11 protein-coding genes are annotated in these 15,906 nt (G+C 67.2%); 8 read left to right on the top strand and 3 right to left on the bottom strand.

Annotated elements, in window-relative coordinates:
• Positions 1-81 precede the first annotated feature (81 nt).
• Entirely contained in the window at positions 82-1,515 is a 1,434-nt protein-coding gene (locus tag MFF58_RS07320) for an SGNH/GDSL hydrolase family protein (protein WP_373323291.1), read from the top strand.
• 47 nt (positions 1,516-1,562) lie between these two features.
• Here MFF58_RS07320 and MFF58_RS07315 read toward each other — a convergent pair whose 3' ends face one another.
• Together MFF58_RS07315 and gltB are read right to left on the bottom strand one after the other, a co-directional pair.
• Positions 1,563-2,996, bottom strand: a complete 1,434-nt coding sequence (locus tag MFF58_RS07315) for a glutamate synthase subunit beta (protein ID WP_238286348.1) — start codon at positions 2,994-2,996, stop codon at positions 1,563-1,565.
• A gap of 101 nt (positions 2,997-3,097) precedes the next feature.
• A complete protein-coding gene (gltB, locus tag MFF58_RS07310) occupies positions 3,098-7,813 on the bottom strand; it encodes a glutamate synthase large subunit (protein WP_373323290.1) in 4,716 nt (1,571 codons plus the stop codon).
• A gap of 572 nt (positions 7,814-8,385) precedes the next feature.
• On the opposite strand from gltB, the gene MFF58_RS07305 reads away from it, so the two are divergent.
• Entirely contained in the window at positions 8,386-9,231 is an 846-nt protein-coding gene (locus tag MFF58_RS07305) for a hypothetical protein (protein ID WP_238286578.1), read from the top strand.
• On the opposite strand, the gene fdhD is transcribed toward MFF58_RS07305, so the two are convergent.
• Positions 9,225-10,076 (bottom strand): formate dehydrogenase accessory sulfurtransferase FdhD, encoded by an 852-nt coding sequence (fdhD, locus tag MFF58_RS07300; protein ID WP_238286347.1) that lies wholly within the window; start codon positions 10,074-10,076, stop codon positions 9,225-9,227. The genes MFF58_RS07305 and fdhD overlap by 7 nt on opposite strands.
• A 296-nt stretch (positions 10,077-10,372) precedes the next feature.
• On the opposite strand from fdhD, the gene coxB reads away from it, so the two are divergent.
• The 6 genes from coxB (at position 10,373) to MFF58_RS07270 (ending at position 15,858) form a co-directional block, all read left to right on the top strand.
• On the top strand, positions 10,373-11,212 hold the full coding sequence (coxB, locus tag MFF58_RS07295) for a cytochrome c oxidase subunit II (protein ID WP_238286346.1): 840 nt from the start codon (positions 10,373-10,375) through the stop codon (positions 11,210-11,212).
• 50 nt (positions 11,213-11,262) lie between these two features.
• On the top strand, positions 11,263-12,891 hold the full coding sequence (gene ctaD, locus MFF58_RS07290; protein ID WP_238286345.1) for a cytochrome c oxidase subunit I: 1,629 nt from the start codon (positions 11,263-11,265) through the stop codon (positions 12,889-12,891).
• A gap of 213 nt (positions 12,892-13,104) precedes the next feature.
• Positions 13,105-14,055 carry a heme o synthase gene (locus tag MFF58_RS07285; RefSeq protein WP_238286344.1) on the top strand — a complete coding sequence of 317 codons (951 nt, stop codon included), beginning with the start codon at positions 13,105-13,107 and terminating at the stop codon, positions 14,053-14,055.
• A 5-nt stretch (positions 14,056-14,060) separates the two neighbouring features.
• Positions 14,061-14,225, top strand: coding sequence for a cytochrome c oxidase system small membrane protein (locus tag MFF58_RS07280; protein WP_238286343.1), 165 nt, complete (start codon positions 14,061-14,063; stop codon positions 14,223-14,225).
• 10 nt (positions 14,226-14,235) lie between these two features.
• Positions 14,236-14,847 carry a cytochrome c oxidase assembly protein gene (locus MFF58_RS07275; RefSeq protein ID WP_238286342.1) on the top strand — a complete coding sequence of 204 codons (612 nt, stop codon included), beginning with the start codon at positions 14,236-14,238 and terminating at the stop codon, positions 14,845-14,847.
• 147 nt (positions 14,848-14,994) lie between these two features.
• Positions 14,995-15,858 (top strand): cytochrome c oxidase subunit 3, encoded by an 864-nt coding sequence (locus MFF58_RS07270; protein ID WP_238286339.1) that lies wholly within the window; start codon positions 14,995-14,997, stop codon positions 15,856-15,858.
• The last annotated feature ends 48 nt before the right edge of the window (positions 15,859-15,906 follow it).

Here is a 15,906-nt window from a genome sequence, read left to right as displayed (position 1 = left end):
GCGGAGTGATTTAGACCCGCGGCCCAGTTCCCCTATACTGGGTCGATGCCGGGCGGATTCCGTCCGGCGAAAGAGTGCGGAATGCGCATGAAAGTCGCTGGTCGGCATGCCTCGATGAACCCGCTGCCGTTCGGGTTCGCGGCTGCCTTGGGGTTGGCGGTTCTGGCGCTGCTCGGCACGGCGCCCGCGCGGGCCCAGTGGGGCGACGGCTATCAGCAGCCCAGTAACGGCGCCTACTACGAGGCTCCGCCGCGTCGCCGCCCCCGGGACGCCTATTACCGCGACGACGGAAGCTACGCGCGCCAGCCACGCTACGCCCCCCAACAGGAGGCGCCGCGCCAGTTCTACTGGCCGTGGGAAGACAGGCCCCAGCCCGTCGCGCCCCAGCCTGAGCGAACCTACCGCGCCCCGCGCCCGCGTCCCAACTACGGCACCACGGAAGCGCAGCGACCGCCGCCCGCGGTCAAGCGCCGGGTCCGCCCCGCCCGAGCCCCGACGCCCGCGAAACCGGCGGTGGCCAAGAGCGAACCGAGCGTGCAGATCGCGATTTTCGGCGACTCGCTGGCGGACCACTTGGCGAAAGGCCTCGATGACGTCTTCGAGGACAATGCCGACGTGGCCGTGATCGACCGCGCCAAGGGGGACAGCGGCCTCGCCCGCAAGGACGTGGTCGACTGGCCGAAGGTGGCGCAGGATTACCTGCAGGTGAGTCCGAAGGTCCGATACGCACTGATCATGCTGGGCGCCAACGACCGGCAGCCGATCCGCGAGGGCGACGAGACGGCGGAACCGCTGACCGATCGGTGGCGGGTCCTTTACAAGGCTCGCGTCGACGCCCTGATCAAGGTCTTCACCGATCGCAAGGTCCCGCTAATCTGGGTCGGTCTCCCGCCGATGCAGAGCGAGGCGCTCAGTCGCGACCTCGCGTCGATGAACGACATCGTCCGCGACAGCGTGACCAAAGCCGGCGCCACCTACGTCGATATCTGGCCGGGCTTCGTCGATGATCGGGATCGCTACGCCGCCTCCGGTCCCGATCCGGAGGGGCAGATCGCCAAGCTCCGTACCGCCGATGGCGTTCATTTCACGAAGGCCGGCGACCGAAAGCTCGCCCACTTCGCCGATGTCGAACTGAAGCGCCTCATGGGTACGGCGGCGCCGGCAGCCGACCAGCCCCCGGCTGCGGCCGTCGCGCCGAGTTCTCCGTCATCCGTGTCGGGACCAAGCCTGGACGGAAGCGGTCAGCCGACCGATACCGCCGCGATCGACCGCCAGATCACCGCGATGCTGCCCAGCCTGCCGGAGCCGCCGGGTGTGCCAGCACTGCCGGTGAAGCCAGCAGCCGGTCCGGTGGTGCCCTTGAGCCGTGCTGAGGTTTCGCCCGGGGGCACGCTGCTGAATGCCCGTCCGAGGGACGCCGACAATCTCGGTACCGTGGAGCGGACGCTGCTGCGCGGGAACGCTCCGATGCCGCAGCCCGGCCGCGCCGACGATTTCCGGTGGCCGCCCGGCTGATCGCCGGGCTGCCCCGTGAAACATCGCCGCGTCCGATCGGCGGTGACCTACCGGGGCAGGACCGTTGCGCCCATCAGCGTCTCGTCGATGGCGCGCGCGGCCTGCCGCCCTTCCCGGATCGCCCAGACCACCAGCGACTGGCCGCGCCGCATATCGCCGGCCGCCCAGATCTTCGCGTCGGAGGTGCGGTAATCCTCCTCGTTCGCCTCGACGTTGCCGCGCTTGCTCACGCCGATGCCGGACTGCTCCAAGAGACCCTTCTGCACGGAGCCGGCAAAGCCGATCGCCATGAAGACGAGGTCGGCGGGCAGGACAAATTCTGAGCCGCTGATCGGCTGACGCTTGGCGTCGACCCGGGCGCAGACGACGCCGGTGACCCGGCCCTTCTTGTTGCCCTCGACCCGGAGCGTTGCGGCCTGGAACTCGCGCTCCGCACCCTCGGCCTGGCTCGAGGAGGTGCGCATCTTGGTCGGCCAGTAGGGCCACACCGACAGCTTGTCCTCGCGCTCCGGCGGCCGCGGACGAATGTCGAGCTGCGTGACCGAGAGGGCGCCCTGCCGAAACGCGGTGCCGACGCAATCGGAGGCCGTGTCGCCGCCACCGATCACCACGACGTTCTTGCCGCTCGCCAGGATCGGCAGTTCGCCGTTGCCGCGCATCGGCTCGTTGTTCACCCGCCGGTTCGACTGGACGAGATAGGGCATCGCGTAATGCACGCCCTCAAGGTCCTGTCCGGGCAACTGCGGGTTGCGCGGATCCTCCGCGCCGCCGCAGAACATCACGGCGTCGAACTCGGCCTTCAGCTCCTCGACCGGCTTCGTCACGCCGATGTTCTGGTTGTAGTGGAAGACCACGCCCTCGGCCTCCATCTGGCGTACCCGCCGATCGATGTGGCGCTTCTCCATCTTGAAGTCTGGGATGCCGTAGCGGAGCAGGCCTCCGGCCTTCGGCTCACGCTCGAAGACGTGGACGTCGTGACCGACCCGGGCCAGCTGCTGCGCGGCCGCCATGCCAGCCGGGCCCGAGCCGACGATCGCGACGCGCTTGCCGGTCCGCATCTGCGCCGGCTCGGGCTTGACCCAGCCCATGTTCCAGGCGCGGTCGGCGATCGCCTGCTCGATCGTCTTGATGGCGACCGGCTGGTTCTCGAGGTTCAGCGTGCAGGCCTCTTCGCAGGGTGCGGGGCAGACGCGGCCGGTGAACTCGGGAAAGTTGTTCGTGGAATGGAGATTCCGCGAGGCCTCCTCCCAATCCGACTGGAAGACCAGGTCGTTCCAGTCCGGGATCTGGTTGTGGACCGGGCAGCCGGTCGGGCCGTGGCAGAACGGGATGCCGCAATCCATGCAGCGCGCCGCCTGCTTCGTGAGGTCGTGCTCGTCGAGCGGCAGCGTGAATTCGCGGAAGTGCCGCACCCGGTCGGCGGCGAGCTGGTACTTCTGCTCCTGCCGGTCGAACTCAAGAAAGCCTGTGATCTTGCCCATTGGTCAGCCCCTGGGCCGGCCAGTCCCTGACTGCGCTGCCCGCGTCGTCTTGTATGCTGCATGCGTGACCGGGCGGTGCGCCGCCCGGCCTCGAAGGCCGCCTATTCAGCGGCGACCGGCATCCGCGCCATTTCCATCTCGCGGAGTGCGCGGCGGTACTCCACCGGCATCACCTTCACGAACTTGGTGCGATAGGCCGACCAATCGTCGAGGATCGCCTTCGCGCGCGGGCTGCCCGTGTACTTGAGGTGGTTCTTGATGAGCTGCGTCAGCCGTTCCTCGTCGTGGCCCGACATGTCGGCCAGGATGTCCACCCGCCCCTTGGTTTCCAGGTCGCCGTCCTGATGGAAGCGACGCATCAGGTCGTCCTCCTCCTCGACCGGCTCGAGGTCGACCATCGACAGGTTGCAACGCGCCGAGAACGAGCCGTCCTCATCGAGCACGTACGCGATGCCGCCCGACATGCCGGCGGCGAAGTTGCGGCCGGTCTCGCCGATCGACACGACGACGCCGCCGGTCATGTACTCGCAGCCGTGGTCACCCATGCCTTCGACCACCGTGATGGCACCCGAGTTGCGCACCGCGAAGCGCTCGCCCGCCGAACCGCGGATGTAGCACTCGCCGGCGATCGCCCCGTACAGCACGGTGTTGCCCACCATGATGGTCCGGTCCGGCGGCGATTTCAGCGCGTCGCTCGGCCGGATGATCAGCTTGCCGCCCGACAGACCCTTGCCGACGTAGTCGTTGCCGTGGCCGGTCAGCTCGATCGTCACCCCCGCCGCCACCCAGGCGCCGAAGCTCTGGCCGGCGGTGCCGCTGAGCTTCACCACGATGGTGTCGTCGGGCAGTCCCTCGTGACCGTGTGCTTTCGCGACCATGCCGGACAGCATCGCCCCGGCGGCCCGGTCCGAGTTCCGGATCGTGTCTGTCAACACCACCGATTCGCCGGTCTCGATCGCGTGCTTAGCCCCCTCGATCAGGCGCCGGTCGAGGACCGTGTCGATCGGATGGTGCTGCACATCGACGTGGCGGATCGCCGTACCCTCATCCACCTTTGGCCGGTGAAACAGCTTGGCGAAGTTGAGTCCCCGCGCCTTCCAGTGGGCGATGGCCTCGACCTTGTCGAGCACGTCCGAGCGACCGACCGCCTCCTCCAGCTTGGTGAAGCCGAGCGACGCCAGGATCTCGCGCACCTCTTCGGCCACGAAGAAGAAGTAGTTCACGACGTGTTCGGGCGTGCCCTTGAAGCGCTTGCGCAGCACGGGATCCTGCGTGGCCACGCCGACCGGGCACGTGTTCAGGTGGCACTTGCGCATCATGATGCAGCCGGCCGCAATCAGCGGGGCGGTCGAGAAGCCCATCTGATCGGCGCCGAGCAACGCTGCGATGATCACGTCGCGCCCGGTGCGAATGCCGCCGTCCGCCTGGAGGGCGACGCGACCGCGCAAATTGTTGAGCACCAGCGTTTGCTGAGTCTCGGCCAAACCGGTTTCCCAGGGGCCGCCCGCGTGCTTCAGCGAGGTCAGCGGCGCCGCGCCGGTGCCGCCGTCGAACCCGGAGATGGTGATGTGATCGGCCCGGGCCTTGGCGACGCCCGCCGCCACGGTGCCGACGCCAACCTCGGAGACGAGCTTCACCGACACGTCGGCCGCCGGGTTCACGTTCTTCAGGTCGAAGATCAGCTGGGCGAGATCCTCGATGGAGTAGATGTCGTGGTGCGGCGGCGGCGAAATCAGGCCGACGCCCGGCGTGGCGTACCGGACCTTGGCGATCTTGGCGTCGACCTTGTGGCCGGGCAGCTGGCCGCCCTCGCCGGGCTTGGCGCCCTGCGCGACCTTGATCTGCATCATGTCGGAATTGACGAGATATTCCGTCGTGACGCCGAAGCGGCCGGAGGCCACCTGCTTGATCGAGGACCGGCGCGACCGCCCGTCCGGCAGCGGCTTGAACCGCTCCACCTCCTCGCCGCCCTCACCCGAGTTCGAGCGGCCGCCGAACGAGTTCAGCGCGATGGCCAGCGTCTCGTGCGCCTCCTTGGAGATGGAGCCGTACGACATGGCGCCCGTGGCGAAGCGCTTGACGATCTCGGAGGCCGGCTCGACTGACTCGATGGGAACCGGCGCACGGCCGATCTCCGAGGCCGACTTGATGCGGAACAGGCCGCGGAGCGTCTTCAGCTGGTGTTCCTGGCGGTTCACCAGCTCGGCATATTCCCGATAGCGCTCCGGCACGTTGAGGCGCACCGCGTGCTGCAGCGTCGCCACGGTGTCGGGCGTCCAGGTGTGGGTCTCGCCCCGCAGCCGGTAGGCGTACTCGCCGCCGACATCCAGCGCGTTCCGATAAACCGGTGCGTCGCCGAAGGCGTCCCGGTGACGGCGCACCGTCTCCTCGGCGATCTCGGCCATGCCGACACCCTCGATCGTCGTCGCCGTGCCGAAGAAGTCCCGACCCACGAAGGTCGAGTTCAGGCCGACCGCGTCGAAGATCTGCGCTCCGCAATAGGACTGATAGGTCGAGATGCCCATCTTGGACATCACCTTCAGCAAGCCCTTATCGATCGCCTTGATGTAGCGGTAGATGATCTCATCGTCGGTGAAATCCGGCGGAAACTCGTCCTTCATCTCCAAGAGGGTTTCGAAGGCGAGGTACGGATTGATCGCCTCGGCGCCGTAGCCCGCCAGACACGCGAAGTGATGCACCTCGCGCGGCTCGCCCGACTCGACCACCAAGCCGACCGAGGTCCGCAGGCCCTTCCGGATCAGGTAATTGTGCACGGATGCGGTGGCGAGCAGCGCCGGAATCGGGATCCTGTCCGGCCCGACCGCCCGGTCGGTCAGCACGATGATATTATAGCCGCCGCGCACCGCCGCTTCGGCGCGGTCGCAGAGGCGATCGAGCGCTCCGTCCATGGCCTGCGCGCCCGACTCGGCCGGGTAGGTCATGTCCAGGGTCTTGGTATCGAACCGGTCCTCGAAATGGCCGATCGAGCGGATCTTCTCCAGGTCGCCGTTCGTCAGGATTGGCTGGCGTACTTCCAGGCGCTTGCGCCGGGACGCGCCCTCCATGTCGAGGAGGTTCGGCCGCGGCCCGATGAACGAGACGAGGCTCATCACGGCCTCCTCGCGGATCGGGTCGATCGGCGGGTTCGTCACCTGCGCGAAGTTCTGCTTGAAGTAGGTGTAGAGCAGCTTCGACTTCTCGGAGAGGGCCGAGAGCGGCGTGTCCGTGCCCATCGAGCCGACCGCCTCCTGGCCGGTGACGGCCATGGGCTGCATCAGCAGCTTGAGATCTTCCTGCGTGTACCCGAAGGCCTGCTGGCGATCGAGGAGGCCGACGTCACCACGCGACTCGCGCGGCTGCACCGGACGCAAGTCCTCCAGCACGATCTGGGTGTTCTTCACCCATTCGGCATAGGGATGCGCGGCCGCCAGCTCGCCCTTGATCTCCTCGTCGGAGACGATGCGGCCTTTCTGGAGGTCGATCAGCAGCATGCGGCCCGGCTGGAGGCGCCAGGACTGCACGATCTTCTCGTCCGGGATCGGCAGGGTGCCCATCTCGGAGGCGAGCACGACGAGGCCGTCGTCGGTCACGATGTAGCGCGCCGGGCGCAGACCGTTGCGGTCGAGGGTGGCGCCGATCTGGCGGCCATCCGTGAAGGCCACGGCGGCGGGGCCGTCCCACGGCTCCATCAGGGCGGCGTGATACTCGTAGAAGGCCCGCCGCTCCTCGCTCATCAGCGGGTTGCCGGCCCAGGCCTCCGGGATCAGCATCATCATCGCGTGGGCAAGCGGGTAACCGCCCTGCACCAGGAACTCGAGGGCGTTGTCGAAGCAGGCGGTGTCGGACTGTCCCTCGTAGGAGATCGGCCACAGCTTCGAGATGTCGTTGCCGAAGAGATCGGAATCCACGCTTGCCTGACGGGCCGCCATCCAATTGACGTTGCCGCGCAGCGTGTTGATCTCGCCGTTATGCGCCACCATCCGGTAGGGGTGCGATAGACGCCAGGTCGGGAAGGTGTTGGTGGCGAAGCGCTGGTGCACGAGGGCAATCGCGGAGACGAAGCGATCGTCCTTCAGGTCGAGGAAGTAGCCGCCGAGCTGCGTGACCAGCACCATGCCCTTGTAAACGATGGTCCGGGTCGACACGGAGACCGGGTAGAATTCCTTCACCCGCGGATCGTCGAGGGCGTAGACCTTGTTGGAAATCGCCTTGCGGGCGACGTAGACCCGGCGTTCGAAGACGTCCTGGTCGGAGACCGATGCGGGCCGGCCGATGAAGACCTGCCGGTGATGGGGCTCCGTAGCCTTCACGGCCGCACCGAGATCCTCCGGATCGACCGGCACGTCCCGCCAGCCGAGCACCGGCAGCCCTTCGGAGGCCAGGACGGATTCCACGATGTCTTGGATGATCGCCCGCGGCTCCTCGGCCTTGGGCAGGAAGAACTGGCCGATCGCGTAAGCGCCGGCCGGCGGCAGTTCGAAGCCGAGGCGCGAGCATTCGTCGGCGAAGAAGCCGTGCGGAATTTGCGTGAGGATGCCGCAGCCATCGCCCATCTTCGGGTCCGCGCCGACCGCGCCGCGGTGATCCAGGTTCTCCAGGATCTTCAGACCCTGAGCGACGATCGCGTGGGTGCGCCGGTCGTGCATGTCGGCGATGAACCCGACACCGCAGGCGTCGCGCTCGTTCGCGGGATCGTAGGCACCCTGAGCTTTCGGGAGGGCGGGATCGCGCACGACGAGCGGCATCGCGCCACCGCGCGGAGCGGCGGCGTGGACCGAGGACACAGCAAACTCTTCGGCGGGTCTGCGTTGTGACATGCTTCGTCTCGTCCTTCCCTCGAATCCGTCCGCAGCCCTTGAACCCGCGAGCATCTTTCATGCCCGCAAGCCGTCGGCGCCCTGCGCTCTGACCTCATGTCGCAGGCCGTCCGGTCGGTCCCGCTGGGACGCCCCCGTCGACTTGCCTTCATCGAGGACCCAGACCGCTCGAAGGAGCGGTGCGCTGGCGCGCCCGTATCCGTCTGCCGGATTTCTCGCCCACGCGCGAGTCGGCGACGGCCGGGGTGCACGGCCGATGGGACAGTTGTGCTGTCCTAAGTCACGAAACTGCCAGATCGAACTGCTTTCAGCAAGTGACTGGCGACCGGTGCGGCAAGGATGCCGCGACTCCACGGACGACGCGAACGCGCAGCTTCCGCATTCTCGCCCGAATCGCGCGGTCTACGAGCCAGGCCGAGCACAAGCGGCATGCGGGGCAACGACCTCGCCGGCATGGTCGAGGCCCGGGTTCGCCGGCCCGGACCATGCCGGAAACCGGACACTCTGCCGGGTCTCCAAACCGAGAACGTACAAGAGTGACGATGAAGAGCAGATCGGCCCCGCGCCTCCGCATGTTGACGAACCAGGCGTTCTGCGCAGCGCTCGTGGCGGGTAGCGCCATGCTGGGGCTCTGCGGCAATGCCCACGCGCAATTTGCATTCGAAGACGAGATCTTGCCGCCGCGCGTGGTCGCGTGGCGTCTGGCGGACCGCGGCTTCACCGACCTGAGTCGTCCGCGCTTCGACGGGCGCGTCTACGTCGTGGATGCGGTGAGCCCCACCGGGGCTCCGGTCCGCCTGCTCGTCGATCCGGCCGCCGGCGCAATCGTCGGCCAGAGGCGCGTCAATGCTCCGGAAACCTATGCGCGGCTCGAGCGCCCGGCGCCCGGCTTCGGCTGGACCGAGGAAGAGGCTGCGCCCCGACGCGTTGCGCGACCCTCGCCCTTCGATGAAACCCAGCCCCTGCGGCTTCAGCGCAGGCCGGCCGGCGAGGCCATGCGGCCGGAGCTGAATCCCGACGGCGTCAACCCCGATGCCGGCGGCCGGTCCGGCGTTCCGCGGAAAGTCGCGCGCGCGGTCCCCGCTAAACCGCCCGAACTCCGTCCATCGCTTCGTACCAGCCCTGAGGCGCCCGCCCCCACCGTCGCACCCGCCGAAGCGGGCAAGGCCGGGGCCAGACGGGATGCGAAGGCGGATGTGAAGGCCGATCCCCGGGAGGCCTCCATCGGGAAGGCTCAGCCGGCAACGCCCGGCGCCGCGGCGCCGGACAAGCCTGCCGAGACGGTGGTTGCGGAGGCACCCAAACCGGCGCCGAAGGATTGGAAGGATCCGCCTTCGGAGAAGAAGCCCGTGCGGGTGATCGGCGGTGCGACCATCGTTCCGGGCACGGTCGACAGGGACCAGGGCGCCGCTCAATAAGCCGGTTCGACGGGTATCAGCCGCTCCGCGCCGGTGAAGATCGTGACCGTGTCGGCGCGCGCGATGGCGCAGAGCGTTATCGCGTGCGCGCGGGCACGTTCGAGGGCCAGGGCGGTCGGCGCTGAGATCGCGACGATGATGGCCGCTCCGAGGCGGGCGGCCTTCTCGACCATCTCGAAGGAACAGCGGCTGGTGATCACCAGAAAGCCCGCATCGGTATCCGTCCCGGCCCGCATCAAGGCGCCGATCAGCTTGTCCAGGGCGTTGTGGCGGCCGACATCCTCACGGACAGCGACGAGGCTGCCGTCGAGCCGCGCCCAGGCAGCGGCGTGAACCGCCCGGGTCTCGGCTCCCAACTTCTGAGCGGCATCCAGCGACGACAGCGCCCGCGCGATGGCCGGGAGCGTCACCTGCACCGTCCCCCCGGCCCGCCGCTCGGCCCAGGGGAGATCGCTGAGATCCTCGATGCCGCAGACCCCGCACCCGGTGCGACCGCTGATCGCGCGCTTGCGAGCCAAGTGCTCGCGCAGGCGCCCGGGGGCCAGCTCGACATGAAGCCGCACCCCATCCGGTCCGGTCTCAACCCGCGTCTCTCGAATCTCCTCGATGCCTTCGACGATCCCTTCCGTGAGGCTGAAGCCGCAGGCGAAATCCTCCAGGTCGACGGGGGTGGCCATCATCACCGCGTGCGGCACGCTGCCGTAGATGAGGTTGACCGGCACCTCCGCGGCGAGCACGCGAACTCCCGGCCGAGGCTTGCCGCCCGTATAGGCCATGACCTGCATCGGCACCTGCTCCGAGGCGGGGGGCAGCTCGCCGGGTCGACACTCCGGTTCCCAAGACATCCAGCACTCCTATTCGAGCCGAACACGTATCCGGTGGGGCGGGGACCCGGCAATGCCAACCGTGGACAACCCCGTCGCCCTTGTGCGAGCGGGCCACGTGCGCCCGCGAACTGCCTGGAAAGCGCCCGATGCGACGCTTGTGCGGTTGCACCTCGGCGGCCCTTGTGGTCTGAAGCCCCGGTCGGATAATGCCGGGTGACACAACCGCTACTCCGTCACGTCGGTACAATCCCGCTCGCGATCAAGACGGAATGTCCGACAGTAGCCAGACAGTTCAGGGGAGCCACGAGAGGCAGATGCGAACGGTGCGGACGATCAACCGGTCACTCTGGAGCCTCGCCGCCCTCGGCGCTTCGCTCTTCCCAGTTAGTGGCGCGCTGGCGGCGGGATTCGGTCAGCCGGTCCCGTGGGAGATGAGCCGGCAGGTCCAGGTGACCGAGAACGGTCGCGACATCCTCAGCTTCGAGGTCGGCCTTCACTGGCTGTCGCTGGCGATCTCGGTCTTCGTGCTGGGCCTGATCCTGTGGTGCATCTTCCGGTTCGGCGAGAAGCGAAACCCGACGCCCTCGCGCACGACGCACAACACCGCCATCGAGATCGCCTGGACGATCGTGCCGGTGCTGATCCTCGTCGCCGTCGCGATCCCGTCCTTCCGCCTGCTGCGCACGCAGCTCTCGGATCCGAAGGCCGACATGATCGTCAAGGTCATCGGTCACGCCTGGTATTGGTCTTACGAGTACCCGCAGACCGAGAACGGCGGCGGCTTCACCTTCGACGCCAACATCGACGAAGACAAGCAACCGCGCCTGCTGCAGACCGACAACGAGATGGTGGTCCCGGTCGGCAAGATCGTGAAGATCCAGGTGACCGCGGCCGACGTCCTGCACTCCTGGGCAATGCCGGCCTTCGGCTTCAAGATCGACGCCGTTCCCGGCCGACTGAACCAGATGTGGTTCCAGGCCGACAAGGAAGGCACCTTCCACGGCCAGTGCTCCGAGCTCTGCGGCCAGCGCCACGCCTACATGCCGATCGTGGTCCGCGTGGTGAGCGAGCAAGCCTACGCCGACTGGCTCAAGGAAGCGAAGACCAAGTACGCCCGCATCGACAACGGCACGAGCTTCGCCGAGGCGCGCTGAGCCCCGGCTGACCGAACCGAACCCATCAGATCCACAAGGCACCCGAATCCATGGCTACAGCCGCAGCCCATGCCGAGGCCCACGAGGTCCACGACCACAAGCCGTCGTTCTTCGCCCGCTGGTTCCTGTCGACCAACCACAAGGACATCGGCACCCTCTACCTGCTCTTCGCCTTCTGTGCCGGCATGATCGGCGCGTTCCTCTCCTTCGGCATCCGGATGGAGATGGAAGCGCCCGGCCTGCAGTATTTCTCGAACCCCGCGACCTACAACGTGTTCGTCACGGGCCATGGCCTCATCATGGTGTTCTTCATGGTGATGCCGGCGCTGATCGGCGGCTTCGGCAACTGGTTCGTGCCCCTCATGATCGGCGCGCCCGACATGGCGTTTCCGCGCATGAACAACATTTCGTTCTGGCTGACGGTGGCGGGCTTCTGCTCCCTGCTGTGCTCGCTGTTCGTCGAGGGCGCGCCGGGCGCGTCCGGTGCGGGCACCGGTTGGACCGTCTATCCGCCGCTCTCGACCGCCGGCCATCCCGGCCCGGCCGTCGACTTCGCGATCTTCGCCCTGCACCTGTCGGGCGCTGGTTCGATCCTCGGCGCGATCAACTTCATCACCACCATCCTGAACATGCGCGCCCCCGGCATGACGCTGCACAAGATGCCGCTCTTCGCCTGGGCCGAGCTGGTCACCGCGTTCCTGCTGCTCCTGTCGCTGCCGGTTCTCGCGGGCGCCATCACGATGCTGCTCACAGACCGCAACTTCGGCACGACCTTCTTCGACCCGGCCGGCGGTGGCGATCCGATCCTGTATCAGCACCTGTTCTGGTTCTTCGGTCACCCCGAAGTCTACATCATGATCCTGCCGGCCTTCGGCATCGTCTCGCACATCATCGCGACGTTCTCCCGCAAGCCGGTCTTCGGCTACCTCGCGATGGCCTACGCCATGGTGGCGATCGGCGTCGTCGGCTTCGTCGTGTGGGCCCACCACATGTACACCGTCGGCCTCTCGCTCCAGACGCAGTCCTACTTCGTGTTCGCCACGATGGTGATCGCGGTCCCGACCGGCGTGAAGATCTTCTCGTGGATCGCCACCATGTGGGGCGGCTCCATCCGCTTCACCGCCGCGATGCACTGGGCGGTGGGCTTCATCTTCCTCTTCACGGTCGGCGGTGTGACCGGCGTCGTGCTGGCCAACTCGGCGGTCGATAAGTACCTGCACGACACCTACTACGTGGTCGCGCACTTCCACTACGTGCTCTCGCTCGGCGCCGTGTTCATCATCTTCGCCGGCATCTACTACTGGTTCCCGAAGATGACCGGTCACATCATCCCGGAATGGGCCGGCAAGCTGCACTTCTGGCTGGCCTTCATCGGAGCGAACGTCCTGTTCTTCCCGATGCACTTCCTCGGTCTCGCCGGCATGCCGCGTCGCTACGCCGACTATCCGGATGCCTTCGCACAGTGGCACAAGGTATCGACCTACGGCGGCCACATCTTTGGTCTCGGCATGTTCGTGTTCGTGATCGGCGTGGTCCTGGCCTTCCGCTCCAAGGAGCGGGCCGCGGACAATCCATGGGGTGAAGGCGCCACCACCCTCGAGTGGACGCTCTCCTCGCCGCCCCCGTTCCACCAGTTCGAGACGCTGCCCCGCATCGTCGACGAGCCGGGCGCGCACTGATAGACACACCGCGAGGGCCGCTTCGGCGGCCCTCGCCCTTCCCCGGTGGCCGATCCGCGGCCTCCCGGCAAGGGCGAGCGCTGAGGGCGACGAGCACGGGCCGGGGAGCAGTCCCGGGCCCCACTCGCGCCGTCCCTTGAAACACGTCGAATTCGTAACGTGACTCGGCCGTGACGCGCGTGGCCGGGCGCCGGCACAGCAGCAGCAGACGCGATGACGAGCCTGACGAACAGCATCGGACCGGACGTCCCAGCTCCGGCCCTCTCGGCCGCAGGCGGGGATGTGCCGGATTACTTCGCCCTGCTGAAGCCGCGGGTGATGGTCCTCGTGATCTTCACCGCCCTGGTCGGGATGGTCGTGTCGCAGGGCCACGTGCAGCCGGCCATCGGCGCGATTTCCCTGCTCGCCATCGCGATCGGCGCCGGGGCCTCCGGCTGCCTCAACATGTGGTGGGATGCCGACATCGACGCCGTGATGAGCCGCACGGCAAAGCGGCCGATTCCTGCGGGCAAGATCACGTCCGAGGAGGCCCTCGGCTTCGGGCTGTTCCTGTCGGTGGCCTCGGTGGTGGTGCTGGGGCTGGCCGCCAATCTCCTGGCCGCCGCGCTCCTCGCCTTCACCATCGTGTTCTACGCGGTGGTCTACTCCATGTGGTTGAAGCGAGCGACCGCGCAGAACATCGTCATCGGCGGGGCCGCCGGCGCGCTGCCGCCCGTGATCGGCCAGGCCGTGGTGACCGGGTCGGTCGGAATCGAGTCCCTGATCCTGTTCGCCATCATCTTCATCTGGACGCCGCCGCACTTCTGGGCGCTGGCGCTCATCAAGGCCGACGAATACGCCCGCGCCGGCATCCCGATGATGCCGAACGTGGCCGGACCGGCTTCCACCCGCCGGCAGATCGTATGGTACTCGCTGTTCCTTGCGCCGCTCGGTCTCGTGCCTGTTGCGTTGGGCTTCGGAGGCCTCCTCTACGCGGTGATCGGCCTCGTGGGCGGTGTGGGCATGATCGCCTTCAGCATCCGCGTGCTCCGGAACCGCCACGGCGAGGCGGAGAAGCGCGCTGCAATGGGCATGTTCGGCTTCTCGATCCTCTACCTGTTCGCCCTGTTCTCGGCGCTTCTCGCCGAGCAGAGCTTCGGCCTGTTCCGGCCGGTCCTGGGCTGACCGCCATGGGGAATCCCGAGGTCCAGCACCGTCCCCTGACGCCGGAGGAGGAGGCGCGGCGCCGCAAGCGGTCGATCGCCATCGCGTTGGCGCTCGGTGCCTGGGTGCTGCTCTTCTTCGTGTTGACGATCGTCAAACTCGGACCGCAGATCCTCAGCCGGCCGATGTAAGGAGGGCGCGATGATGACACCCCGTGCCAACCCCGGACGTGGGGCCACCCGGACGGCCTTCGCCTGCGCGGGTCTGGCGATCGGGATGATCGGGCTCGCCTTCGCGTCGGTGCCGCTCTACGACGCCTTCTGCAAGGCGACGGGTTACGACGGGACCCCGCGTCAGGGCCCCGCCCTCGCCGCGTCGGCGGCGCGGGCCCACGACAGCATGGTGGTGCATTTCGACACGAACGTGGCCCCGGGTCTGGCGTGGAAGTTCGCCCCCGAGGCGAACCGCGTCGAGGCCACGTTGGGGGAGACCAAGACGGTGTTCTTCCGCGTGCAGAACACCGGATCCAAACCGTCGACGGGTGTGGCGACGTTCAACGTCCAGCCCGGCCTGATGGGCAGCTACTTCGTGAAGATCGCCTGTTTCTGCTTCAACGAGCAGACGCTTCAACCCGGTGAAACCCTGGACGTTCCGGTGGTGTTCTACGTTGATCCGGCGGTCCGGGACGACTCGAACACCGCGCACCTGTCCGAGATGACGCTGTCCTACACCTACTTCGCGGCCAAGAACGGTCAGCCGGTGACGGGGAGTGTGGCGAATTCAGCGTCTTCCGGATCGAAGGGCGATTTCTGATCGCGGGACCGTGACAAGACGGACCCGCACAGACTAAACGTGCCGGCAAGCTTGGGCGGGGTCTCGGTCGCGTCCAGCCAAGGGCAAGCAGCGTAAGGCCGAATGCCGGGAACGGCGCGGGGCGCAAGGGTGAGGAGCGACGGGACGATGGCCGAGGCGCATGCCAAGAATCACGACTTTCACATCCTGAATCCAAGTCCATGGCCGCTGATCGGGGCCTTCTCGGGCTTTCTGATGGCGTTCGGCGCCGTCTTCTGGATGAAAAGCCTCCAGATCGGTACCTTGACGCCCGGCCCGTACATCTTCGGCGCCGGTGCGATAGGCGTCCTCTACACGATGTACTCGTGGTGGAAGGACGTGGCGCACGAGGCCAATTCGGGCGATCACACCCGTGTCGTGCAGCTCCATCACCGGTACGGCATGATGATGTTCATCGCCTCCGAGGTGATGTTCTTCGTGGCGTGGTTCTGGGCGTATTTCGAGGCTGCCCTCTATACCGCCGATCCGATCCAGGTCTCCCGCGTGGAATTCACCGGCGGCGTCTGGCCCCCGAAGGGCATCGAAGCCTTCGATCCCTGGCACCTGCCGCTCCTGAACACTCTCATCCTTCTCACCTCAGGCACCACGGTGACCTGGGCGCACCACGCGCTGCTCGAAGGTGATCGCAAGGGTCTGAAGTATGGTCTGTGGCTGACCATCATCCTCGGCGTGCTGTTCACGGCCTGCCAGGCCTACGAGTACAGCCACGCCGAGTTCGGCTTCTCGGGCAGCATCTACTCGTCGACCTTCTTCATGGCGACGGGCTTCCACGGCGCCCACGTCATCATCGGCACCATCTTCCTGGCAGTGTGCCTGTTCCGGACCTATGCGGGCGAGTTCACCACCCGTCAGCATCTCGGCTTCGAGTTCGCGGCCTGGTACTGGCACTTCGTCGATGTCGTGTGGCTGTTCCTGTTCGCCGCCATCTACGTGTGGGGTTCGGGTGTCTTCCACGGCGGTGGCGCCCACTGACGGCGATCCATCTCGCTGATGCATGGCGGGTCTGCGAAGGGCGGCTTG

The organism is Methylobacterium longum (assembly GCF_022179385.1).
Classification (GTDB): domain Bacteria; phylum Pseudomonadota; class Alphaproteobacteria; order Rhizobiales; family Beijerinckiaceae; genus Methylobacterium; species Methylobacterium longum.
Note: the sequence above shows the minus strand (reverse complement) of the source record. Positions and strands in the feature narration are given on the sequence as shown.